This is a genomic window from Brevibacillus sp. SIMBA_040 (assembly GCF_046535075.1).
In the GTDB taxonomy this organism is placed as follows: Bacteria; Bacillota; Bacilli; order Brevibacillales; family Brevibacillaceae; genus Brevibacillus.
This window is the reverse complement of the sequence record NZ_JAWRXI010000007.1, coordinates 1-24,079: the sequence shown is the minus strand read 5'-3', so window position 1 is coordinate 24,079 and position 24,079 is coordinate 1. Positions and strand designations below refer to the sequence as shown.

The 24,079-nt window shown below is 48.8% G+C and carries 20 protein-coding genes; 3 read left to right on the top strand and 17 right to left on the bottom strand.

From position 1 onward, the window contains the following. Positions 1–13: 13 nt before the first annotated feature. A complete protein-coding gene (locus SB752_RS13115) occupies positions 14–1,867 on the top strand; it encodes an SgrR family transcriptional regulator (protein ID WP_410716079.1) in 1,854 nt (617 codons plus the stop codon). Positions 1,868–1,965: 98 nt separating this feature from the next. Here SB752_RS13115 and SB752_RS13110 read toward each other — a convergent pair whose 3' ends face one another. Together SB752_RS13110 and SB752_RS13105 are read right to left on the bottom strand one after the other, a co-directional pair. After that, entirely contained in the window at positions 1,966–2,847 is an 882-nt protein-coding gene (locus SB752_RS13110) for a putative RNA methyltransferase (protein WP_410716078.1), read from the bottom strand. A gap of 341 nt (positions 2,848–3,188) precedes the next feature. Further along, entirely contained in the window at positions 3,189–3,776 is a 588-nt protein-coding gene (locus tag SB752_RS13105; RefSeq protein ID WP_410716077.1) for a DJ-1/PfpI family protein, read from the bottom strand. A 174-nt stretch (positions 3,777–3,950) separates the two neighbouring features. On the opposite strand from SB752_RS13105, the gene SB752_RS13100 reads away from it, so the two are divergent. Beyond that, the gene (locus SB752_RS13100) at positions 3,951–4,841 is read left to right on the top strand and encodes a LysR family transcriptional regulator (RefSeq protein ID WP_410716076.1); all 891 of its coding nucleotides are present in this window, start codon (positions 3,951–3,953) and stop codon (positions 4,839–4,841) included. Between the two features lie 70 nt (positions 4,842–4,911). Here SB752_RS13100 and nagA read toward each other — a convergent pair whose 3' ends face one another. The 7 genes from nagA to SB752_RS13065 form a co-directional block, all read right to left on the bottom strand. Then, entirely contained in the window at positions 4,912–6,075 is a 1,164-nt protein-coding gene (nagA, locus tag SB752_RS13095) for an N-acetylglucosamine-6-phosphate deacetylase (RefSeq protein WP_410716075.1), read from the bottom strand. A gap of 37 nt (positions 6,076–6,112) precedes the next feature. Further along, positions 6,113–7,189: an NAD(P)H-dependent flavin oxidoreductase gene (locus SB752_RS13090; protein ID WP_410716074.1), complete on the bottom strand. Its 1,077-nt coding sequence runs from the start codon at positions 7,187–7,189 to the stop codon at positions 6,113–6,115. 31 nt (positions 7,190–7,220) lie between these two features. After that, the gene (locus SB752_RS13085; protein ID WP_410716073.1) at positions 7,221–8,267 is read right to left on the bottom strand and encodes a VOC family protein; all 1,047 of its coding nucleotides are present in this window, start codon (positions 8,265–8,267) and stop codon (positions 7,221–7,223) included. Positions 8,268–8,530: 263 nt separating this feature from the next. Next, the gene (locus tag SB752_RS13080; RefSeq protein WP_410716072.1) at positions 8,531–10,246 is read right to left on the bottom strand and encodes an ABC transporter ATP-binding protein; all 1,716 of its coding nucleotides are present in this window, start codon (positions 10,244–10,246) and stop codon (positions 8,531–8,533) included. Between the two features lie 53 nt (positions 10,247–10,299). Further along, on the bottom strand, positions 10,300–11,331 hold the full coding sequence (locus tag SB752_RS13075; RefSeq protein ID WP_410716071.1) for a FecCD family ABC transporter permease: 1,032 nt from the start codon (positions 11,329–11,331) through the stop codon (positions 10,300–10,302). A 2-nt stretch (positions 11,332–11,333) separates the two neighbouring features. Next, entirely contained in the window at positions 11,334–12,389 is a 1,056-nt protein-coding gene (locus tag SB752_RS13070) for a FecCD family ABC transporter permease (protein WP_410716070.1), read from the bottom strand. Positions 12,390–12,787: 398 nt separating this feature from the next. Continuing rightward, entirely contained in the window at positions 12,788–13,123 is a 336-nt protein-coding gene (locus SB752_RS13065; RefSeq protein WP_410716334.1) for an AraC family ligand binding domain-containing protein, read from the bottom strand. A 514-nt stretch (positions 13,124–13,637) separates the two neighbouring features. Here SB752_RS13065 and SB752_RS13060 point away from each other — a divergent pair. Beyond that, positions 13,638–13,979 carry a TroA family protein gene (locus SB752_RS13060; RefSeq protein WP_410716069.1) on the top strand — a complete coding sequence of 114 codons (342 nt, stop codon included), beginning with the start codon at positions 13,638–13,640 and terminating at the stop codon, positions 13,977–13,979. 118 nt (positions 13,980–14,097) lie between these two features. On the opposite strand, the gene SB752_RS13055 is transcribed toward SB752_RS13060, so the two are convergent. The 8 genes from SB752_RS13055 to SB752_RS13020 all read right to left on the bottom strand — a co-directional run bounded on the left by SB752_RS13055 (position 14,098) and on the right by SB752_RS13020 (position 23,821). Beyond that, entirely contained in the window at positions 14,098–14,892 is a 795-nt protein-coding gene (locus tag SB752_RS13055; protein ID WP_410716068.1) for a DeoR/GlpR family DNA-binding transcription regulator, read from the bottom strand. A 168-nt stretch (positions 14,893–15,060) separates the two neighbouring features. Continuing rightward, the gene (phnW, locus tag SB752_RS13050) at positions 15,061–16,179 is read right to left on the bottom strand and encodes a 2-aminoethylphosphonate--pyruvate transaminase (protein ID WP_410716067.1); all 1,119 of its coding nucleotides are present in this window, start codon (positions 16,177–16,179) and stop codon (positions 15,061–15,063) included. Positions 16,180–16,225: 46 nt separating this feature from the next. Then, positions 16,226–17,020 carry a phosphonoacetaldehyde hydrolase gene (gene phnX / locus SB752_RS13045; RefSeq protein WP_410716066.1) on the bottom strand — a complete coding sequence of 265 codons (795 nt, stop codon included), beginning with the start codon at positions 17,018–17,020 and terminating at the stop codon, positions 16,226–16,228. Between the two features lie 3 nt (positions 17,021–17,023). Next, positions 17,024–18,730 (bottom strand): putative 2-aminoethylphosphonate ABC transporter permease subunit, encoded by a 1,707-nt coding sequence (locus SB752_RS13040; RefSeq protein WP_410716333.1) that lies wholly within the window; start codon positions 18,728–18,730, stop codon positions 17,024–17,026. 5 nt (positions 18,731–18,735) lie between these two features. After that, positions 18,736–19,791 (bottom strand): ABC transporter ATP-binding protein, encoded by a 1,056-nt coding sequence (locus SB752_RS13035; RefSeq protein ID WP_410716065.1) that lies wholly within the window; start codon positions 19,789–19,791, stop codon positions 18,736–18,738. A gap of 17 nt (positions 19,792–19,808) precedes the next feature. Beyond that, positions 19,809–20,897 (bottom strand): putative 2-aminoethylphosphonate ABC transporter substrate-binding protein, encoded by a 1,089-nt coding sequence (locus SB752_RS13030; protein WP_410716064.1) that lies wholly within the window; start codon positions 20,895–20,897, stop codon positions 19,809–19,811. A 511-nt stretch (positions 20,898–21,408) separates the two neighbouring features. Next, positions 21,409–22,494 (bottom strand): ankyrin repeat domain-containing protein, encoded by a 1,086-nt coding sequence (locus SB752_RS13025; protein ID WP_410716063.1) that lies wholly within the window; start codon positions 22,492–22,494, stop codon positions 21,409–21,411. 64 nt (positions 22,495–22,558) lie between these two features. Then, entirely contained in the window at positions 22,559–23,821 is a 1,263-nt protein-coding gene (locus SB752_RS13020; RefSeq protein WP_410716062.1) for an MDR family MFS transporter, read from the bottom strand. Positions 23,822–24,079 lie beyond the last annotated feature (258 nt).

Here is a 24,079-nt window from a genome sequence, read left to right as displayed (position 1 = left end):
AAAGGAGTCCGCTATGGTATCCGTCTTGCATTTTTTAGAGCTTCGTTCCTTTTTTCAAACAGAAGTTATCAACCATCCCTTTTCCGTCACGATCGAAAAGCTGACGGGCATCTGGCACTGTACGCCGCGCTATGCCAAGCTGATCGTGCGCAAGCTGAGTGAACACGGATGGATTGCATGGCAGGCTGGACGAGGACGCGGGAATACTTCGATGCTGACCTTCCTCGCTACCTCTGAGGATATCCTTTTGGCCGAAGTAAAGCTGCGCATGGAGCAGGGCGATGTGAAGGATGCCATGGAGCTGATGAACCGTTACGGCAGCTCCACGAGCAAGGATCAGTTTATGGATTGGCTGTCAGAAGGAATGAGCTTCTCTACACAAGACAGAACCAGTCAGATTCATGACACCCTGCGTTTTCCTGTGTACCGCAAAATCGTCACGCTTGATCCGGGCTCGGTTTATTATCATTTCGACGCACATGTAGCCGGTCAGCTATTCAATACATTGGTTACGTATGATCAAGAAACCAAATCGATCGGCCCGTGCATCGCTCATTCATGGGAAACCAGTCTCGATTGCTCTGAATGGACGTTTCATCTGCGAAAAAATGTGTTGTTCCATCATGGACGAGAGCTGACTGCCCAAGACGTCATTTTTTCGCTGGATCGGCTCCGGCTCCACCCAGAGCGTTTTGAGGCAAGCTGGATGCTGCAGGACATTGCAGAGTTGGAAGCAATCAATTCGAAAACAGTTCGGATTCGTCTAAAAGAGCCGAATCAATTGTTTTTGCGCATATTGACAACTGTTCCCACCAGCATCGTTCCCGAGGATGTCGTGCGTAATGACGAGCTTTCTTTTGCGCAGAAGCCAGTGGGAACCGGCCCATTTCAGCTAACCTGGTTCAAGGAGGATTTGTGTATTTTAGAGGCTTTTCCGGCTCATTTTCTAGGTCGGCCACAGCTGGATCGGGTAGAAGTGCTCATCTTCCCTGAATTGGAATCAGGTCGCATAAAAGAACCGGATTGGACTTCCGTCATTGTTTCACATGGCGTCACTACACGGGCTGAAGCTCTGCGCGAGGCTGTCGTGAGTGGCAGTAGCGAATGGTGTAATCTCGAAACGCTCTTTTCCTGCTGTAATTTGCTAATTTTTAACCAATGGAAGCGCGGTCCGCAAAATCATCCGAAATTTCGCCAGGCACTTGACCAAATCATCGATCGCGAGCAGATGATCACCGATTTGGGCGGTGACCGAATCTATCCAGCATTCGGCTTTCGTCCGTTTAATCCAGCTACTGACCAGCATACATGCCGTACTGCTCGTCTGGATCGTGCCGAAATTATAAAGCTATTAGTGGAAAGCGGCTATCAGGGCGAGGCGCTTCACTTAGTGACAACGAACTATCATGAACCCGACGCACTTTGGATCAAGGATCGCTGTCTCTGCTTCGGGATTAAGCTGGAGGTCGAGGTGAGGGATCAGGCCGAGTTTGCGTCCCGCGACCTTTTGCCAGAGCATGACTGTCAATTGCTTGGGAATGTGTTCAGCATGGATGAAGTAAGCGAGCTGGAGATGTACATGCAAAAAAATTACTTTCTCCCGGCCTTCGATGAGAATCTGACGCAGGAAATAAGCAAATTGACGGCATCCATTTTTCGGGAAGCGGACGAGGGCAAGCGGCGTAAACAGCTTGCGCATATAGAAGCACGCATTTTGGAAAGCCATGCTGTCCTGTATTTGGTGCAAAAGAAATCCCAAACCTCTTTTCACAAATCCGTCCGCGGTGTAGCGATCAATTCGTCCGGATGGCTCGACTTTCACAAGATCTGGTTTCATCCGCAATCGATGGACAGCACTAGCCCGTAATAAAAACAGCAGTAGCCAAGGACGAGAAAATAAAGTCCTAGACTGCTGCTGTTTTAATGAACTACGTTATCATTAGCTTAACCGGTCAGTCGAGTGGTTTATTTCTTACCGATCAAGATTTTAAAGTCCATAGAGACTTGTTTCAAATTCATTTGTTGAACTTTAGCAATGCGCCCCTTTGATGTCCCCCAGGATAATGGCGTCATACCAAGCAAAGGTTCGATCAAGGGTTCGCTCAGGTTTACTTGATATTGTATGCTTTCAACATCTACTAACTCGAACTGTTCTTTGAAATGACTAAGTGTACGTGAATTTGAATAAATTTGTTTATCTGATCCTTCGTAAAAGACTTCTCTTAATTCTTTTAAATAATCCTGTTCAGGGACGATTTTAATCACTAAGCCATCATCAGTAAGCAGTCTCTGGAATTCTGAATAATTTGCTGGCGAAAGTATGTTTAAAATGAATTTGAATTGCTGATCTGCAAATGGACAGTTTGCAATGTCCGCAACACACCAAACCGCATTAGAATATTCAGCTGCAGCAAAACTAATTCCCTCCTTAGAAATATCGATTCCTACAGCCAAAAAAGGGTTGAGTTTTTTCCGCATTATTTCTGCTTGTATGTGATTTAAATGAGAGCCTTCACCACAACCTGCATCAAGTACGCTTATAGGTTCATCGCTCGGGAGGTGGCTCATCATCATTTTACTTACCGCGGCATGTAATGGATCAAAAAAGCCACTTTTGCTGATTACTCTTCTGTATTCGAAAATTTTTTTATCATACTTGGGATTACTGGCTCGAGACAATAGGTTTATATATCCCTGCTTTGCTAAATCAAAACAGTGATGATTGCTACAAACTAAACTTTGTAATTTCACCATTTGCATCTGGTTTTTACATAATGGGCATATAAATATTTCTTGAAGTCGTTCAATTCTACCAGCACTCGTCATCTTTTTACTTTTTTTAGACACGAAAAAAGCACCCCTTCATTCGTAATAGGTGAATGAAAAAAGGCACAGTCAAATAAACCCAAGCCAATTTGTTTAAAAAAGCTGGGTTATGTGAGCTGCACCTTACATTACCTAAAACGAATGAATTGGATGATCATAGTTGAACTCTCCTTATTGCAATACATTAAAACGGTCTAATTTTAACATGTTTCGATTGTTTGGGAAACCATTGTACTAACCAACTTTGTTAACTTAATGAAGTTTGTCCTCTCCAAAACGGATGTCTCGCTAAAAGCTTCACTTGCGCTGCTAAGCCACAGCCTTTTTAACGGCCGTGGCTTTTCGCTTTATGACAGCAGCTCCTAACGAAAACCCATTAGTCGCTTTACCTCGTCACCATTTTCCTTGGACGTAAGCATTTCCAGCAGCTTGAATGCCACATCGAAGGCAGTTGAAGGATTGTAAGAGGTAATGATATTTCCATCAACGACGATGGGCTGATCGGGGACAAGCTTCACTCCGAATTCAGACAGCTGCTTTTGTCTGCGTCCCTCGCCCAGATTGTACGTAGTTGCTTCTCTCCCCTCAAGAACTCCACTTTTTCCAACAGGAAGTGCTCCGACGCAGATGGAAGCAATAATCTTTCCTTTCCGTTCAAATTCTCTGATGACCTTTAAAAAGGGCTCGCTGTACGCATCTTCATAAAAACCCGCTTCTTCAAAGCCCCCCGGTATAGCAAGCGCGTCAAATGCGTCTACATTCAGCTCGCTTACTTGCATTTCGGGGATAACCGTAAAATTGAAGGTACATTGCAGCTGATCATGCAATCCTACCGTGACCAGCTCAGTCGTCCCGTCACCCAGCGACTTGTTCCAGCCGATCACATCTGTGAATACACTCGCTTCTACTGCTTCAAAACCGTTTGCCAGCAATAAGCATACTTTTTTCATTCCTCTGCAGCTCCCTTTTCCCCTCATAGGGCTTGTTGCTGTTAAGTATAAGGTCTTCCATTCACATCAGTAAAATTGAAACAACTGAAGGAAATGATCGAACTATCTGATATGATCAATGTACAAGCTCTCTATCGAGGCCTACTGCTGAAGACACAAAAAAGGGGGGCGGAAATGATGGAAATCAGACATTTGCACACGTTTCTGGCGATTGTCGATACAGGGAAATTTACAAAAGCATCGGAGCAACAAGGGTATGCGCAGTCCACAATTACCTCGCACATTCAAATTCTGGAGGATGAATTGGGGGCACCGTTGTTTGACCGATTGGGGAAAAAAGTGATTTTGACGAATCTGGGCAGAGAATTGGTTCCTTACGCCAGAAAAATGCTGGATACGTACAAGGAAATCAAGAGTCTGGCAGCAGAACGAAGTGGAGTCTCTGGGGATATTGTCATCGGTGCAGCGGAGTCTCTCTCGATTTATCGCCTGGGTGAAATTTTGAAGGAATACAAGAGAAGCTATCCTGGGGTAAACATCATTTTGAAGAATGCCATCTGCAATGAGCTGCGTGAGATGCTGTACACGGGCGAGGCAGACCTGGTCTTTACAATCGAGCCTCCTGTGACAGACCCCCAGCTAGTCGTGACGACATTGAAAGAGGAAGCGATGGTCATTATCGGAGCCCCTGAATCAGCCTCGTCGCCTGCCATGTTGTATCACGAGCAGGTACGTGAAACTATCATTCTCAGCGAAAAAGGGTGCAGCTTTACAAACGGCTTCGAAAAATTTTTGCAGCAAAAACAAATCGCCTATGGAAGCCCTTTGTCCTTTTCCAGTATGGAGGCGATCAAAAAATGTGTCATGAATGGATTGGGCATATCCTTTTTGCCGCTCTATACCGTGAAAAATGAAATCGAGCAAGGCAGCTTAACCATCATTGAGGAAAAAGAGCAGTTTGACTCGTTTTGTACGCAGCTTACTTATCATAAGCATAAACGGGTGACGGCAGCCATGCGCAGGCTCATCGATATAACAGAAAAGCACGCTGCCCACTGGACCTGAGCAACCAGCTCCCAAAAGAAAAACAGTCTGAGAAAATGAAAATTCCCAGACTGTCTTTTTGTTCCACAAGCTATTCCTTGTGGTAGACTCTCCTGCCCGCTACAAAGGTCATGCTCACATCAAACTGCTTATCCAAAACGGTCACATCCGCATCGTAGCCTGCTGCGAGACGCCCTTTTTGCTCCCCCAAGCCGAGTATCGTTGCCGGGGTGTGCGAGGCCATCTCTACCGCTTCTGGCAACGGAACCTTACTTAGCGTCACCATGTTTGCGACCGCACGATTGAGCGTCAAGATGCTGCCTGCCAAGGTGCCATCTGCCAGCTTTGCTTGATTGCCATGCACATGTACTTCCTGACCGCCCAAGTCATACGTGCCTTCTCCCATCGCCGCTGCCCGCATGGAATCACTGACCAGTGCGAGTCGTCCTGCCGTTTTGACGCGATACAAAATGTTCATTACCGCGGGGTGCACATGAATTCCGTCTGCGATCAGCTCGGTACTGAGCTGTTCATGGTACATAGCGGCACCAACAACGCCCGGCTCCCGATGATGCAGCCCTGTCATCGCATTAAAGCAGTGAGTAAAATGGCGCACGCCAGCCTCCACTGCCTGCGAAGCCTGCGCGAAGCTCGCGCCTGTATGCCCTGCCGACACAATCACACCCTGCTCCTTCAGCCAGGCTATAGCTTCGAGCGCCTCCGGCTGCTCGGGTGCGATGGTGACAACCTTGATCAGCCCCTCCGCCAGCTCATACAATCGACGCACTGCATCCAGCTGTGGCAAAGCGATATTTTCTTCCTTTTGCGCTCCTTTATACCGCGGGTTGATCCACGGTCCCTCCAGATGGACGCCAACCACCTCTGCCCCATCCAGCCCCTGGCGACTTACCTGGGCAATCGTGGAGAGGACAGGCTCGATCTCTTCATACGGCGCGGTCATGGTCGTCGCCAAAAAGGAAGTCACTCCAAAACGGGTCAAGGCTTTGGAAATCGCCTGCAACGATTCTGGCGTACCGTCCATCGTATCGTGTCCGTCAATTCCATGCATATGAATATCCATAAATCCTGGGCAAATCCATCCCTCAACCTGAAAGATTGTCTCAGGCAGCTCGCCGCTGTAATCCTGTGACTCTCCGGCAAAACGAATGCGGCCCCCATCGATTACGACGAGTCCATCCGCTATTTCAGCGCCATTTGCGATGACAGCTCCACGCAAACCAAACTCCTGGTTCATTCCTTTTCCTCCCATGAAGATCTTGCTACCTGTCTGTCTATGCTTGATGAAACCGTCCGATGACTCGCTCTGTTTCAGCTACCAGCTGCAGCAAAAGCTCGCTTGCGCTCATTTTCCTAGACAAAGACGCCGCCTGTCCTGCCCACATCGACATGTATTCGCCTCGCTGGTTTTTCGCAGCCGCTGCGCGAATGTCCTTGGTCAGCGCATTTTGGATCGGATAGGAAGGCAATTCATGTTCGTGGGGAAGCAGCCTCGTCATGAAATCATTTTGTATCCCTCTCGCCCACTTGCCGGAAAAGGCCCGCGTCAGCACAAGCTGCTCATCCTGTATTTCCTGAATAGCTTGCTTATGCAGTACATGTGCCCCACTTTCCGTACAGGTCAAAAAGGCAGTACCCAGCTGCGCCGCCCCTGCTCCTAGAGCCAGAGCCGCAGCAATCCCGCGCCCGTCCATAATTCCTCCAGCTGCAATGACTGGTATGTTGACACGGTCTACCACTTGCGGAACGAGTGCCATGGTACCAATCAGATTGCTCGGTGAATCCTGTAAAAAAGAACCGCGGTGACCGCCTGCCTCACTGCCCTGTGCTGCAATTATGTCGACGCCACTTGCTTCCAGTGCGATCGCCTCTCGCGTCGTCGTCGCTGTACCGATAACGGTCGTTCCTTGCTGCTTCAGCTCCGCAAGCCAGCGCTGGTCCAGAATCCCAAACGTAAAGCTGAAAACGGGCACCTTTTCCTCCAAAACGACAGCCATCTGCTCCTCAAAAGGCTCCGTATAACGGGACACTTTTGGATCAGCCGGGAGGCCCAGCTCCTCACGTATCGCATTCATTTCGGCTGCCACGTCCACAGCAATCTGCTCATTCGGGTCAAAGCTCTCTGGTATAAACAAATTGACCGAAAAAGGCTTATCGGTTTGCTCTCGAATGGATCGGATCGCTTCCCGGATACTCTCCGGACTCATGTAAGCAGCCCCGAGTGAGCCTAGCCCACCCGCTTCGGAAACGGCTGCAACCAAAGCGGATGTCGTCGCTCCGCCTGCCATTGGCGCTTGAATGATCGGCCACTTGATTTGTAAACGAGTCGCAATTGGATTTGATGACCACATACGGCATCTGCTCCTTTATCGATAGTTTGTCTTATGAAAAGGCCTCGTCTGACTGAAGCAAGTCCAGAAAATGCGCCAATACCTTTGCAGTCAGCCCCCAGATTACTCTGCCGTCTATCTCATAAAACAGGTGCTCGATGGTACCCGCACGCCACGGGTAGCGCTTGCCTCCTGGTATGAGATGAAACGGAAAATCGTCCTCGGGCTCTGTCGATACGGTTGAACGATACGTAGCTGGCTGAGTTGTACGTAATGTATCCAATGGGATGATAAACACATCTCCGACCTCTTCTGGATTCGGTTGCATGCTTGCGATCCCTTCCACATAGCCCACAAACGGATAGATGGTCGCAGATCCGGGTCCCATCAGCATATCCAGCTCTCCAATTAAGTGAATATTTTCAAGCGGCAAGCCCAGCTCTTCGCTCGTTTCACGGCGTGCTGTCGCCCAGTGCGAGTCATCTCCCTTTTCGGCCCTGCCGCCGGGAAAACAGACCTCGTTAGCTTGTCTGCGCATTGTACTTGCCCGCTTTTCGAACAAAATTCCTAGCCTGCCATCTTCCATCTTGACTAAAGGCAGTAGCACGCTGAAAACGCCTGATCTTTGCGCGCCCATGATTCCCGCTTCTCTTTGATTAAATACCCGAGAGATATTTGTTAGCAGCGGATCGACGTGTGAGTCCTTGCTAGCTGGTGGCACCGTCAAATAATTGGAAACCTCAATGAGATTGTGATCGGGGTCACGCATGTAGACGGACAGGATCGGACCCATCGCCCCCGTTTTCTGCACAGGCCCTTCTATAATCTCGACTCCATTTTCCTTCATGGACTGAATCACTTGTTCCAATGGAACCGAAGCGATCAGACATAAATCCGCAGAACCGCTGACAGGATGCAATGCTTTCGGCTCAAACTCGTGTCCGACTTGATGCAGGTTTATTTTTTGCCTGCCAAACTGCAGCGCTTTCCTGCCCTCTCCAAACGTAACTGTCTGCATCCCCAACACTTGCTCATAGAAGCGACAAGTAGCTTCGATATCTCGTACCGTCAAAACTAAATGGTCCAATCTATCAATCACGTTTCCCACTCCCTTGCTGCTTGCACCATTCTCTTATTCGTTATTATATCAAAACGCGATCGTCCTTCTTCCAATAAACCAGTTTGAAAGTGTTTTTGCGTTTTTTAAGCTTGTATCCCATCCAGTTAATTACATATCTCATTATACTGCACGGCATGCTGCAAGCCCATAAACAAACGAGCGCTCCCACTTTTGTTGTGGAAACGCTCGGGCTTCTTCTGAACCTGTTAGTCGTGATCTAGTTTGAGTATTACATGGGGATACTACGATCCGAATTGTGCCTGATGGAGTCGTCTGTACACACCTTGGGCTTGCAACAGCTCATCATGCTTTCCTTGCTCTGCAATGCCTTTTTCTGCAACAACAATAATCCGGTCTGCATTTTTGATCGTTGCCAAGCGGTGGGCAATCACGAGCGTTGTTCGTCCTTGTGACAATTCCGAAAGAGCTTGCTGGATGGCGGATTCCGTCTCTGTATCGAGAGCAGAGGTAGCCTCATCCAAAATAAGAATCGGTGGGTTTTTCAAGAACATCCGTGCAATGGACAAACGCTGTTTTTGTCCGCCTGACAGCTTCACACCGCGCTCCCCGATCAACGTATTCAAACCTTCTGGCAGTGACTGGATCAGCTGTTCCAGCTGGGCTCTTCTTGCTGCCTCCCAAATATCTTGATCAGAAGCTCCAAGCTTGCCGTATGCGATGTTTTCCCGAATACTTCCGTCGAACAGGAATACCTCCTGCTGCACGATACCAATATGGGAGCGGAGCGACTCCAGAGTCATCTGGCGGATATCGATATGATCGATTGTGATGCTTCCCGCGTCCACATCATAAAAGCGTGGCAGCAGGCTGCACAAGGTCGTTTTCCCTGCGCCAGATGGACCTACCAGTGCGACGGTTTCCCCAGCGCAAATGGACAGGGAAACGTCAGTCAGCACCTTATCCTTGTTTTCATAGCCAAACGTAACGCCCTCGAAGCGAATATCGCCACGGACTTTACTGATTGCTTTTGCGTTAGGTGAATCTGCAACATCAGGCTCTGTTTCCAGAAGCTCTAAATAACGTTTGAACCCTGCCACACCTTTTGGATACGTTTCAATGACTGAGTTAATTTGTTTAATCGGCCCTAAAAACACGTTGGATAGCATGACAAATGCGATGAACTCCCCATACGTCATTTCGCCAGCGATGACAAACCACGTACCGCAAACGAGGACAAACAACGATACGAGCTTCATCAAAATAAAGCTAAGTGATGAATTCCACGCCATGATGCGATAGGTGAGAAGCTTTGTAAAACGAAAACGCTCATTGTTTTGTGCGAAACGCTTGATTTCATGATTTTCGTTAGCAAATGCTTGAACAACACGAATTCCACTGACATTATTTTCTACGCGCGCGTTATAATCGGCGATATCTTTGAACATACGATCAAACGCTTTTGACATTTTGCGGCTAAAGTACATCGACAAGTAAATCATCAACGGCACAATAATAAAGGTAAGAACCGCCAACTGCCAATTGATGCTGAGCATGATTCCAAAAGCACCCGTCAAGGTCATGATCGCAATAAACAAATCCTCCGGCCCATGGTGAGCGATTTCGCCAATGTCCATCAGATCGTTGGTCATGCGCGATACGAGATGGCCTGTTTTGTTGTTATCAAAAAATCGGAACGACAGCTTTTGTACCCGATCAAACAGCTTCTTGCGCATGTCTGATTCGATATTGATCCCCAGCTTGTGTCCCCAGTATGTAACGACAAAGTGAAGCCCGGCACTAACCACATAAATCCCCAAAAGAATCAGGCACGCATATAAAATCACCCTCCAGTCGCCGCTGGGAAGCAGATCATCCACCACCCGATTTACGGCAAGCGGGAAAGCAAGCTCGAAAAGGGCTGCTAAAATGGCGCACGAAAAATCAAGAATGAACAATCCCATGTAGGGCCTGTAGTAGGCAAAAAAACGGCGTAGCATGTATCTCTTCCTCTCCCTTCAGGCACTGCCTCATGCGACTTGCAAACGCAAGTCTACGACTTCGTACGAGCGAGCAAATACAAGAAATAAGGCGCTCCGATAACTGCTACTACGATGCCTGTGGGAATCTCAGATGGTTGTAATATCCAGCGTCCTATCGTATCTGCAACAATAACGAGCAGCGAGCCAACCAGTGCTGCGGTCGGCAGCAGCATCTCGTGCTTCGGACCAACCAGTCTGCGCGCCAGATGCGGTCCGATCAAGCCAACAAAGCCAATTCCGCCACTCACGGCTACGCACGAAGCAGCAAGACCTACAGCGGCTGCCAGAAGCTTCAGCTGCTCTCTGGATACGGGAGCGCCAAGGCCAGTCGCCAGCTCTTCTCCCAGATTCAGCACGTTCATGACACGCGCTTTGTAAAAAACAAACGGCAAAAGAACGACGATCCATGGTAGCAGAGACAAAACAAATTTCCAGTTTGTGCCCCAGATGCTACCAGCCAGCCAAGTCGCTACAAATTGATACTTTTCCGGGCTTAGCTTGAGGGTCAATACGATCATGGCAGCACTCATCCCCGCCGCAACGGCGATCCCTGTCAGCAAAATACGGATCGGAGACAAGCCTTTGTGTCTTTTGTAAGAAAGGATGAATATCAGGGCGGCAGTCAAGCTAGCTCCCACCAATGCCAAAACCGGGAGCAAGAAGACAGGGGCTGCCGCAGTAGACGGATAAAACGAAATAAACAGCATGACCATCAGGCCTGCTCCAGCATTGATCCCCAAAATCCCCGGGTCAGCCAAAGCATTTCGCGAAATCCCTTGGATGACGCAGCCAGACACAGCCAGCCCCGCTCCAATCAGGATGGAAATCACAATACGAGGAAGGCGGAAATCAAACAGAATCAGACTTTGTTTATCCGTTCCCGAACCCAAGAGGGTCATCAGCAAATCCATTGGTGATAGGCGGATAAACCCTGTATTCATACTGATGATAAAAGCGATCAAGATCAAAACACCAAGTACGATCATGACAGCTATACCCCTCGCTCGCTTGCTGGCATCTACATGAGCTGTGAGTGATTGCATGATTACATCTCCCTTCTTTCTTTACGTGCCAGGTAAAGGAAGAACGGCACGCCGATGAGCGCGATGAGTGCCCCAAGGGGTGTCTCGAAGGGCGGATTCACCATTCTCGCCGCCAAATCGGCAAAAACGACTAGCAAGCTGCCCAATACCGCTGAACACGGAATAATCCAGCGATAATCCACGCCAACCAAATAACGGGTCAAGTGAGGAATGATCAGACCGACGAAACCGACAGCTCCTACAACCGACACCGCTGAGCCTGCCAAAATCAGTACGATAATCATTCCGCAAAATTTGACCAAAACAGTACGCTGCCCAAGTCCCTTGGCAATATCCTCACCCAGGCTGAGCATCGTAATGGAGCGAGACAGGGCGATCGCACCGAGAATCGCTGCCAAAATCCACGGGAACATAATTTTCAGCTGGAACCATTTTGTACCGGCTACACCACCTGCGTACCAAAATGCGAGGTCTTGGCCAATTTTGAAATAAAGCGCAATCCCTTCGCTCAGCGCAGACAATAATGCACTTAGTGCCGCGCCAGCCAAGACCAGACGCACTGGCGTGAGGCCACCCTTTGCCAACGAGCCAATCCCGTAGACTAGTCCGGCACCAACACCGGCACCCAAAAAACTGTAAAGAATCAAATACATGAACGGCAAGCCAGGGAAAAAGGCAAAGCACAGCGCCAAAACAAAGCCTGCTCCTGCATTCAGACCGAGTAAGCCGGAATCAGCCAAAGGGTTGCGCGTCATCCCTTGCATGATCGCACCGGCCACGGCAAAGCTCGCTCCGACCATCGCCCCGCCTAAGAGGCGCGGAAGTCGAATCTCCCGAATAATCTGATGCTGTGTCAAATCAGGATTAAAATGAAAAATGGCATCCCAAACGACAGAGAAATGGATGTCAGCCGCTCCAAACGAAACGGACAAAAACATTCCAAGTATTAATGCCAAGACGCCACTCGTCAAAATAAGTGTTGCTGCCCAAGGACGAGTGCGAAACTTGACCAGATTCGTTGTTGCTCCTTTTTGCATGGAATGTACATGTTGACTCATACTTGCCACCTTTTCTATCAATATCACCAGGGATATAGCCTGCTTTGAACGATGATCCTTTCCTGAAAACATTGATATTGATAATTATTATCACAACAAGAATTGTAGGTGATCTAGGAAATAAGTGTCAATGGATAAAAACGATGAATCTTTTGGACATTTAGGACATTTGTTACGCCAGCAAGCGTAATACCTCATCAATTTTTTGAATTTGCGATAACTCCATGAATCATCCAGGTCATAAAATCAACGTGGTAGGCATGGTTGTTTTGGACGGCTGGTAGAGATCGCCAAAGTAGATGTTGAATTTGCTTTTGTTCGACACCTGTCCCCGCCTGATGCCATTTGTCAAATGCATAAAAAAATATGATTCGCATCCAGTGCAGACAGTTGCTCCCCTAAAATACGCAGAGTCGAGCGCCAACCCGGGCCAAGCTGACGAATGCATGTACGTGCAATACGGGCACACTCCTCCTACAGGTCAGCTCCCCCGTGCATGGAAAGGGCTCCGAAGATTCGCCGTTCTCCATAGAAGTCAGGTGCAGCATGCGAAAGGTCATCCAAAAATATTCAAGGACGTGTCGATCCGAACGAATCCAGTGATTTTGACCAGGCTGTATCACCCAGCAGCCTTCCCGTTTGATATAACATTCTGCATCTTCTACGTGCAGGTGACCCTGACCGTCTAAGGCGATGAGAATCGTATAACGATCTACTTCTCTATAAGACTGCACAAGAAGCAGGTGCAAGACTGCCTCTTTCCATTCCTGTCAACAGGTAGAGGGCAGGAGGATACAGCACTTCATCGGGGCTGAGAATATGTATCTCCCTCTTTCAATCAAACGAGAATGATTATCATTTTTATTTATTATAATAAATAACAGAAAGCTCATCAACCATCGTCGACAAGCTTTCTGCTATATTTTTTGAAACGCGCTATAGACGCGGCTTATTTGATGAACGTTTTCACCAAGTCATCTGCTTTCATCATGTTCGCCAGCTCTGATGAAGAGGAGTATAACCAGATTGCAGGGATTGTCCCTACTCTCACCTTTAATTCCTTTTCTCCGCTCGAATGCCGGCTACACACACTTGGGGAGTGGCTTGGAAAAGGAGAGATTGCCAAGCAGTGGCTTGAGCATTACAACGCCAAGGAAGCTCTCATGTGGCAGCAATTGCGTACGGTGCTAAAGCCCGGGGAAACTGCCTCTGTCTTCATTCATGATCACGGGGATCGACTCTTTTCTCATGGGCGTGAGCGGATTTTCCTCTGCCCTCTATCATCCGCACGGCTTTGCAAGTGGAGACAAAATTCAGGAGATGCTCGCTGCCGAAGAGGGCTTCTCGGAAATTTCACAGGCTGATTTGCCGGACTATGCTGGTGACCGCCTTTTCATGCTGCTCTCTGAGAAGCCGGATTCCCGGTTAGCGACCCAACAACTGCTAAGGAGCGAGCTTTGGAAGAGTCTGCCCGCTGTTCAAAATGGAAAAGTTCATCTCATCGAAGCACAGCAATGGAACTGGGGCGCGGCACTCGTACGGGAAAACCTGCTGCATGTTCTGCCGGGATTGCTGCGCAGGTCATCCTGACGCGAGGCATACACTGCGCTCACTAAGACAAGAAAACGAAAAACGGAACCTCGTCACTGGTCCCGAATCATGCCGCATACATGAAGCTCGGTCCCGATGACGTGTTCCGTTTTTTCTTTTACAGCTCTCCTGCAACCATCCAGGTCACATTTTTCGTTTGCAAATCTGTGTCCCATTCCTCCGGAGCAGGTGTATCACTGATGACGATATCCACTTCTTTCAGATCGGCTACTTTGCACAAGGTACTGATCCCGATCTTGGAATGGTCCGCCAAGACGATGCTTTCATTTGCATTTTCGATAAAACGCTTGGCCAGCTCAGCGCGCTCTGGATCATAGCACGTAAGGCCTTTGTGCAAAAGCAGCCCGTCCATCGACAGAAACGCCTTGTCGACATAGAAGGACTTCATCATCTTTTCTGCAAAAGCGCCTCCGACCCGATGGTGCTTGGCATTGACTTTTCCGCCCAAAAAGTAGACTTCTGCTTTGAGAACACCACTGTTTTGATACTCGATCAAGAGGTTGAGCGCCGTGATGGAGCTCGTCAGGATCGTCAAATCCTTTTTGGTAGACAAAAAGCTAATCATCTGCAGCGGAGTCGTTCCTTCATCGATGACGATCGTATCGTTGTCCTGCACCAGCTCAGCAGCTACACGGCCGATCCGCTTCTTTTCCTCGGCTCGCATGACCTCCCGACTGAGATGCGAAGGCTCGGAGCGCTCCATATTCAGCTTCACTGCACCGCCATAGACCCGCTTCAGCTTTTTTTCCGCTTCCAAGTCTTCCAAATACCTGCGAATCGATTCTGAAGAAACCTGCAGCTTCTCCACCAGCTCATTGGTTCTCACTTTGCCGTTTGAGTTGACCAGCTGCAAAATGATCTGCTTACGTTCTTCTCCGAATAACGACGACACGCCATGTCCCCCTACTAAATCTGCTATCAGATCAAACACTCCTCAAACGAGATCTGACGCTTCGATTCCTTTTGCATGCATCAATCGTGGAGTTGAGTTGCCCAACAGTTCTGCATCTTTTCCTACCTTAAATTGTAGAGGTATTGGGACCTACAATCAAGGAGCTATCTACCAGAATCGATTCTCTTCGATTGCGACTAGCAGGCGTTCCATATCTTCTGCATACACTTCGCCGATGTTTCCAATCCGAAACGTATCTGCTTGTGATATTTTTCCCGGGTAAATGACGAAGCCTGCCTGCTTCAACCGATCATAGAGCTCTTGGAACGAAAAGGCATCACTCTCGGGATAATAGAAGGATGTAATGAATGGCGATTGGAACTGTTTTGGCAGTAAGGTTTGGAATCCGAGGCGCTCCATCCCGCCAGACAAGATTTCTTGATTACGTGCATAGCGCTCATATCGCTTAACTACCCCACCCTCTGCCAGAAGCTCTGTCAGTGCTTGGTCAAAGGCACGGACAACATGAGTGGGAGAGGTATATCGCCACTTGCCGTTCTCCGCCTCCATGGTTTTCCACTGATCGTATAAATCGAGGGAAAGTGTTCGAGCAATACCTTTGCATCCCGTGAGCGCTGCTGTTCGAGCAATGACAAAACCAAAGCCAGGCACACCCTGAATGCATTTGTTCGCACTTGAAATGAGATAGTCGATCGAAAGCTCGGCCACATCCAGCTCGATTCCTCCAAAGCTGCTCATCGCATCTACGATATACACTTTGCCATATTTCTTGACGGTTTCGCCGATTTCACGAATCGGATTGAGCATCCCTGTCGTCGTTTCCGAATGTACGACTGCAACATATGTGATCGAAGCATCCTCTTCCAGCGCTCGGCTCAATGATTCGGTAGACACCTGCGCTACTTCCCCGTAATCAATCACGGCAGTTGCGATATTGTGCACCTGAGCCATTTTCACGATCCGATCACCATATGCCCCATTCGTCAGGACGAGCAGCTTGCCGTCTGCCGGAATCACGCTGCTGATGACCGCTTCCACGCAAAAGCTTCCACTTCCTTGCATGAGTACGGTTGTATAGTCTTCCGTTTGATTCGTTGCGAGCTTCACGAGTTTTTGCCGAACCGACTGTACGAGCTCGTTATAATCCCGGTCCCATGTGCACCAGTCGCGCATCATAGCTTCGCGCACACTACGCGATGTAGACAGCGGTCCTGGAGTAAGCAGCAAATACGGATTGTCGGTTGCTTCCTGGTGATGTTGATTCAAAATGTCTCATCCCTTCTGGCTGATCTGATCAAAACTACTTCGCTCGTTATGGGCGTTCTCCAGCTGCCTGGCGCAGCTTGATTTTGTCCAGCACTTCATCTAACAGCCCGATTTCCTCTATCACATAATGAGCACCTGCTGCTCGCAATCTCTCAGATGTTTTGGCCATTCTCCCTTCCAGCTCATCCGCTGCCATTTGCGCCACTTCCTCCTGCGACAAGCCCAGCTCACTGCCGCCCTTGAGGACACCGACCGTCCACATTCCTGCGTTTCGCCCTTCTTTCATATCACTTGTCGTGTCGCCTACTTTGACCAGCTCACTCATCGGGTAGACGTCAAGCAGGATCGCATTTTGATAGCACATCCACGGATACGGTCGACCGGCAGGCATGTCGCTTGGCGTAACCAACACATCTGGCGCATAGCCTTGCTCTTTGGCTGCTTTTGTTACGACTGCCATCATTTCGCGAGTATAACCCGTTGTTGATCCAATTTTGAGGCCTTGGCTTCGCAGACGCTCTACCAACTGGATTGCTCCCGGTACAGGTGTTGCGTATTGATGCAGCGTCTCCATCAGCATCGGTTCAAAATCCGCGTACAAAGCATCTACATCGGATTCATCCGGGAGTCGTCCGTACTTTTCCTGCCACAGACCTGCCACACGCTCCATGCGGCACAGTGCCTGGATGTGATCACGCTTGAGCATGCCCATCGGCTCACGTGCTTCTTCGGCGGTAAGCTCAATGCCTCTGTTTTTAAAAACCTGCAAAAAAACGGCTAACGGAGCGAAACAACCGTAATCCACCATTGTTCCTGCCCAATCAAATACGACTGCTTTCATAACTTAAGCCACCTGACCTTTCTCTTGGTTGGACCATGCCGTGCGTTTTTTGAGGCGTGCTGCCATCCATTCCGCGCAAGCACGAGCGATGATGTTGAGGACCACGATCAGCACCGACATGGCTGCTGCTGGAGCAACGTCACCAGCGTCATCCATATTGACAATCGAGACGGACGCTAGCTTGAAATCGGCTGCGTACAGAAACACGACGGCTGAGATCGTGACCATGGAATTGATAAAAAAGTAGACTGCCATTTCGATGATTGCAGGCGTGCAGACGGGAACTGTTACTCGCCAAAAAACCTTGATTTGCGAGATGCCCATCGACTCTGCAGCTTGTTCAAACTCCGGGTCGAGCTTTTTCAAGGCACTGGTTGCCGTAATGAACCCGACCGCGAAAAAGTGGATCACGTTGGCGAGAATCAGAATCCAGATCGAGCCGTACAAGCCATGCAGCGGATTGTCTGGATTGTTGAAAAAGAAAATGTAGGCAAGACCAATGACTAGTCCTGGCAGCGCCAAAGGAAGAATCGAAAGGAAGTAGCCTGCTTGTCGAAGTCCTTTCCATACCTGCGATTTCTCGATGGCGTAAGCGGCTATAAACGTAACCACGGTTCCGATCACAGCTGTCAGCAACGCGACCAAAATACTGTTCCATAGCGGTGTCGTGCCTTCTCCGGCAACATTGGAAAAATCGTAATGCTGCCAGCCGAATTCAAGATTGTATGGCCATACCTTGATAAAAGAAGCGATCACGACTGCCGCCATCATTAGGAGCAAAAATCCACTTACACACAGACAGATGAGCGTGAAAAAGAAGTCGCGAAAACGATTTTCATTGATTCGGTATGGCTTGGACTTGGCGGTAATTGCGGAATGCTGCTTCCGTTCCACAATTCGATCGACGATAAAGGCGGCGAGAGCCGGAATGATCAAGAGCAGACCAACTGTCGCTCCCATCGTCATGTTTTGCTGACCGATGACCTGCTTGTACACATCGGTAGCCAGCACAGAAAATTGTCCTCCGACTACTTTTGGTGCCCCAAAATCGGTAAACGAAAGCGTAAAGCAAACAAAGCAAGCACTGACGATTCCATATTTGATGCTAGGGACTGTAACGGTAAAAAATTTGCGCCAGTTGCCAGCACCAAGTGTATCCGCTGCCTCATAGAGCTGGTAGTCAGCGAATGCAAGCGACACAGAGAGAATCAAATAGGCCTGCGGAAATACATAGATGATTTCCGCTAAAATAATGCCAACCGGACCATACAAATCAATATCCCACTGAAACGGAAGCATTCCGAATACCCCTGTGGTGACGAGTCCCTGGTTGCCAAACAGATAGGTCAGGGCGATCCCATGCATCATGGTCGGTGCGAATAACGGCAGCAAGGCAATCGCCCGAAATGCCCCTTTTCCCCGAATGCCGCTGCGGGTCAAGGCGTAGGCAAAGAGAAACGCGAGTGTAACAGCAATCACTGTCGTCATGGCTGAAATGTAAAGCGTGTTCGTAACCGATTGGGACAAGGCAGGCGTCGAAAAGTAAGTCACAAAGTTGTTCAGTCCGATAAATTGCCCACTCTTGTCATAAAACGCGCGCGAGAACAACTGAATTAGTGGCAATAGGACGCTTACACCTAGGGCGACGATGACGAGTGAAATCAGCCATTTTTGCATCGTCTTGCCTGTGGCTTGTCTGACTGCATTCATACTGCTCACCCCCGTTCCTCCGTAGTCGTAGCTGACTGTTCAAAGGCGAGCAAATTTTCCAGTGGCAGCTCTAGCCACACCTTTTTATTTCGGGATAGCCCGAGCTTGCGCGCTTGCTGGGCCAGTACATCAAGCGTGAGCAGCTCTTCGCCCATCTGTCCTGCAGCATCCTGCCACCGTAAAAAGATCCGGTAAAAGGCTCCGCGAAACTCTAGCTCAGAAATATGGGCCGGGATTCCGTACTCTGATTCTTGCTCCAAAATGCGGATATGCTCCGGGCGAATCGCAAGCAGCCTCGTTTGATCCGCAAACGGGTGACCAAAGCTGCTGTTTGAGAAGAAATTGATCGCTCCGATAAAATCAGCAACAAATGGGCTCACTGGTGTATTGTAAATTTCCTCCGGGGTACCGACCTGCACGACCTCCCCGTGGTTCATTACGACAATTTTATCTGCCATCGTCAGTGCTTCATCCTGATCATGGGTCACCATAACCGTAGTCATTCCGAATTGCTCATGCAGACGGCGAATCTCCCGGCGCAGCTTTTGTCTCACTTTTGCATCCAAAGCAGACAATGGTTCATCCAGCAGCAATACTTGTGGCGAAAGTGCGATTGCCCTTGCCAAAGCAATGCGCTGTTGTTGTCCACCGGAGAGCTGGGCGGGATATTTGGCGGCGGCATGAGTAAGATCCACCATGTCCAGCGCCTCTTCTACTTTCGCTGCAATTTCTTTCTTGGACAGCTTTTTTTCTTGCAGACCAAAAGCAATGTTTTCGGCGGCAGTCAGATTGGGAAACAACGCGTATGACTGAAACATCATCGCAATATTTCGTTTTGCCGGAGGCAGGGAAGTAATTTCCCTGCCGTCTACGATCATCCGGCCAGTTGTCGGCTGCTCCAATCCTGCCAGCATTCTCAGTAACGTCGTTTTTCCGCAGCCACTAGGGCCGAGCAGACAGACGAATTCATTCTTGTCAATTTCGATGGAGACATGCTCCAAAGCGGCAAATAATCCGAATCGTTTACTGACCCCTTGAATGGATAGATAGGATTGTTTCATGCTGTTCTCCTCGCTGCTTACTTAGGCTCGTTCTTGGTAGCGTAGCGTTTTTCCCACTCTGCCAAGACGTTATCACGATTCTCTGCTGCTTTTTTCAAGTCCAGCTTGATCAATTGCTTGATCGGGTCCACAGCGTAGCCTTCTGGTAATGTCCCGCCTTCTTGCTTTACACTGACGATCGCGAAATTTTGGTTATAGGCTTTCATCGCTTCATCCGAGATGGCCCAATCCAGGAACAGCTTTGCTTCCGGCTTGATCTCGGCCTTTTTCATCAGGGCATTCGCCTCTACATCCCAGCCAGAGCCTTCAGACGGGAAGACAACCTCAATCGGCGCCCCTTTTTTCTTTTCCGTAATGGAGCGATAGCCAAAGGAAATGCCGATTGGATATTCTCCAGACGCTGCCATTTTTGCTGGCTTGGAGCCTGAGTGCGTGTACAGCGCCATATTTTCATGCAGCTTGTCGAGATATGCCCAGCCTTCCTGTTCACCCTTTAGCTGCATAATTCCGTTGATGGTCAAAAGCCCTGTTCCAGATGACGCCGGATTTGGCATCACAATCAAGCCTTTGTATTCTGGCTTGATCAAATCTTCATAGGTTTTCGGGATTGGCAGGTTTCGTTTTTCGAGTTCCTTTGTATTTACAGCAACAGCTGTTTCCCACGCGTCAATGCCTACCCAACTCGCTGGTTCCTTGGAATCCTTGAACTCGGCGGATACGCGTTCAACCCCTTTTGGCGAATAGGCTTCGAGCATGCCTTGCTGTTCGAGAACCAACAGGCTGGTTGCCGCTGTTCCCCAAACGACATCGGCTTGTGGATTATCCTTTTCTGCCAAAAGCTTGGCTGTGATGATACCAGTGGAGTCTCTGACGATGTTTACTTTTACATCCGGGTACTTGGCTTTAAAAGATTCCAGATACGTTTTGATCTGGTCATCCTCCAACGCAGTGTACACTGTAATAGCGCCAGAAGCCGGAGCTGCTGTGTTGGAGTCGGCTGAAGCAGGTGCTTGTGCGTTTGGTTGGGACTTGGGAGCTTGTCCACATCCTGCCAGAACTGCCAAGGACAAAAATGATGCGAGTATCGGATAATACCACTTCTTCATGAAAACCTCTCCCCTGAGTGAAATGTTCAATTTTCTTTTGTTAGGTCTCATGTTACGGGGGAAATATTAAGTGAATGTGAATGCAAGGTAAAAGAAATGTGTTTATGTGCTTTTGTGTGTTTTTAGTTGGACGAAAGGGAAAGGAAAGTGTAATCCGGACTTTAGTGGAAGAGAGGAAACCGGAGAAAACGCTCCAGGTTCTTGGAACGCTTGCAGGGGGTCATTCCTGTACGGCTGCATGGAAAAAGGGAAACCGCGTCCAAAGTAGCGGGTTCGGGGATGGCTATCAGAGGTGGACGCTTACGATCGTGTTTCCCTTTTTCCACTCCGCCTCGGCAGCGTTCCAAAGACCTTCGCTTTTTTCTCCGGTTTCCTCTCACTAGCTATTTGTGGTCAACGTGTTTTATTGGACACACAAAAGGAGTTTTTAGGGATCAGCAGGATAAAACATGAAGCATAAAAAAACCGCTTCTGTCCCCCCTCTAAGGGCATGACAGATAGCGGTCTTCTTTTACCCTTCTAATTCGCCTTCCATAAACTTGACCAGGTATTCCTCTGGCTTTTCGAGAAACTGAGGAAAGCTGCACAAGTCGGCATACTCCTTATGCTCGATGTCATAGCAGCCGATCTGGCCTTTTTTCTTTGGATTCCACACGAGCTGCAGGTGGGAGTAGTTATCGATGTCGGCTGACAGGCGCAGGTATTTTTGCCTGCCGATTTTTAGCTCGATAGTATCGGTCAGCGTAAAGAAGTCAATATATTCGATTTCATACTCGTTGGGGGCGAGCTCCAGGCGCAGCTTGTCTCCTGTAAGAAAGCGGATCAGCTCATCGGTTAGCTTGAACTTTTTCAGCTCAATCTTTTTGTTTTCCACGTCATGAAATTCTGGCGGCTCGAGTGATTTTAAATAGTCTGCCAGTGCTGTATTCTTGTTGCTGACGGCAATTGTGTACGCTCTCTCCCCGTCTTTTTCCGCTAGTGTAACGTCCGCACCCTGTTCAATCAAATATTTTACCATCCCAATATTCCCCATACGCGCTGCCACTGTTAACGGAGTCGCACAATAAGGATAAACCATATCTGGCTGATTATAATTAATGTCCACCCCTTGATCGAGTAGATACGCGATTGTCCTTCGATCATGATCCGACACGGCTTTGCGCAATACGGCGCCTCCATGCTGCTTCACATCCAATCCCAGCTCATGAATGAGCGGGATGTTGTTTTTGTTGCCATAGTAGGCCTCCGAATAAGCGCCTGAGCCAACCTGGTTAAGCATGTCCAGCCTGCCGCCTTGTGCTGCTACATAGCGAACGATGTCTTCTTTGCAATAGCGAACCGCATTCAAAAACGCAGGATTGCGATGGACATTCAGATTGACCCCGTGCTCTACCAGCAGCTTTACCACATCCAATTTTTCCGATAGAAGCGCCAGATCCAACGGACTTAGCGTGGTATTCTTGCTCAGAACGATGCCTTGCTCGATGTCCCAGCCCGCTGCAATGGCAGCCTGCAGGGCAGGAATGTTTCCTTCATATATGTGTAGCGCTATCTCCGGAAGCTCCTCGAACGTCCCGATATCTTTCAGCTTGATCATCTATTTCCCCTCCACGATCTAAAATCTTACGGAAATGACAGAAAAATACTTGGCAGAAAACAACTCATCCTGATGATCGTTCCGTTGCCATCGGTTCCTCCACATACATTCGAAACAATTGGATATACAGTACGACACTGATGAGGGCAAAGAGTAAAATGAGGGTGAATATTCCCAGAGGTGGTACCCAGCTGGACAAAAAGACAGTGACTGGCGCTAAAAATTTCCCGATGGTGGGTTGCAAGCTGTCCGCTCCCATATACTGTCCTCTCGCATTTTCCGGGGCATAACGGCTTATGAAGCTCTGTGTCACTGGAGAGCGCGCCATCTCCCCAAAGGTAAAGATGATCGTCACAAAAAACAGAAACCAAATATGGGTGCTAAGTCCAAGAGCAAAGGTGCCAGCCCCAGACAATAGCGACGACAGTATAAATACATCGCGCTCCTTCCAGTGTTGGAGCCATTTTGTGACGGGGAGAATAAACAAAACAAACAATAGACCGTTTAACCCGAGTATCCATCCGAATATTTCGGTGCTGGTGAGCATCATCGAAGCATCCTTCCATGTGAAGGGCGCTTGAGCTGGAACTTCATGAATGATGTAGACCGGCAAGTAAAGATCGAGCTGCATGATCGGTACCAGCGTGCAGATGCCTGCCAATGTATAGACTAGGAACACCTTATCCCGAAAAATGATGCCATATCCCCTCCATTGTTCCTTGAACACACGTGACATGGAAGCAGAGTCCTTCGGTGCCTTGGCCGAATCGGGCATCGTTTCGCGGACCATAATAAAAATCGCAATAAAATACAGCAGCAGGACCACAGCGCAGGTCCATAGCAGCTCTTGGCGGTAATGGAAGAAGAAAATGGCACCGAGTGCAGGACCAAGCACAGCACCAATGTTATTGGCGGTCGTAAACGTAGCAAATATTTCGCGGCGGTACTGTGGTGGAACGAGGTCAGCTACCATCGCGGAGCTTGCCGGACGATAAATCGCTCCACCCAACCCAAGACCGATAAATGCGATATAATCTATCCAATGAGATGGCGACACGGCAAACAATGCGAACATCACCGTCTGTAGCGAAGCTCCCAGCAGCATGACAGGGCGTCTTCCTATTCGGTCTGCCAAAGCTCCACCAACCAAGCTCCCCAAAAGACTGAAGATCGGCGGGACCGTCATCAAAATGCCTGCGACATGATTGCCTAATGCTGTACCAAAATAGACAGTTATAAACGGAAAATACATCCAAAAAAGCATGTTGAACAACGCTTCCCCGATTAACCGGACTTTCAGGTTGTGATCCCATAGCCTTAGCTGCATCGATACCCTCCCCTAATCGTGTTTACACCGCAAAATGTTTTCCCGGCCGGGTATAAGAAACTTTAAAACAATTTCCTGGAAAAATATAGACTTATAATCGCAGGTGGTTTACACTAATAATATGAAAGCAGAAAATACTGACTTCTATTTTAACTGCTAGATAAAACGAACACACGTTCCGAAATCGAGTAGGAGGGGGTGGCTAGCCCCCGTCCTCTCACACCACCGTACGTACCGTTCGGTATACGGCGGTTCATC

Bases quoted from the DNA above. Each gene is read 5' to 3' on its own strand.
- SB752_RS13115 (WP_410716079.1), top strand. From the start codon at position 14: ATGGTATCCGTCTTGCATTTTTTAGAGCTTCGTTCCTTTTTTCAAACA.
- SB752_RS13105 (WP_410716077.1), bottom strand. From the start codon at position 3,776: ATGAAAAAAGTATGCTTATTGCTGGCAAACGGTTTTGAAGCAGTAGAA.
- SB752_RS13100 (WP_410716076.1), top strand. From the start codon at position 3,951: ATGATGGAAATCAGACATTTGCACACGTTTCTGGCGATTGTCGATACA.
- nagA (WP_410716075.1), bottom strand. From the start codon at position 6,075: ATGAACCAGGAGTTTGGTTTGCGTGGAGCTGTCATCGCAAATGGCGCT.
- SB752_RS13090 (WP_410716074.1), bottom strand. From the start codon at position 7,189: ATGTGGTCATCAAATCCAATTGCGACTCGTTTACAAATCAAGTGGCCG.
- SB752_RS13080 (WP_410716072.1), bottom strand. From the start codon at position 10,246: ATGCTACGCCGTTTTTTTGCCTACTACAGGCCCTACATGGGATTGTTC.
- SB752_RS13075 (WP_410716071.1), bottom strand. From the start codon at position 11,331: ATGCAATCACTCACAGCTCATGTAGATGCCAGCAAGCGAGCGAGGGGT.
- SB752_RS13070 (WP_410716070.1), bottom strand. From the start codon at position 12,389: ATGAGTCAACATGTACATTCCATGCAAAAAGGAGCAACAACGAATCTG.
- SB752_RS13060 (WP_410716069.1), top strand. From the start codon at position 13,638: ATGGGCGTGAGCGGATTTTCCTCTGCCCTCTATCATCCGCACGGCTTT.
- phnX (WP_410716066.1), bottom strand. From the start codon at position 17,020: ATGAAAGCAGTCGTATTTGATTGGGCAGGAACAATGGTGGATTACGGT.
- SB752_RS13040 (WP_410716333.1), bottom strand. From the start codon at position 18,730: ATGAATGCAGTCAGACAAGCCACAGGCAAGACGATGCAAAAATGGCTG.
- SB752_RS13035 (WP_410716065.1), bottom strand. From the start codon at position 19,791: ATGAAACAATCCTATCTATCCATTCAAGGGGTCAGTAAACGATTCGGA.
- SB752_RS13030 (WP_410716064.1), bottom strand. From the start codon at position 20,897: ATGAAGAAGTGGTATTATCCGATACTCGCATCATTTTTGTCCTTGGCA.
- SB752_RS13025 (WP_410716063.1), bottom strand. From the start codon at position 22,494: ATGATCAAGCTGAAAGATATCGGGACGTTCGAGGAGCTTCCGGAGATA.
- SB752_RS13020 (WP_410716062.1), bottom strand. From the start codon at position 23,821: ATGCAGCTAAGGCTATGGGATCACAACCTGAAAGTCCGGTTAATCGGG.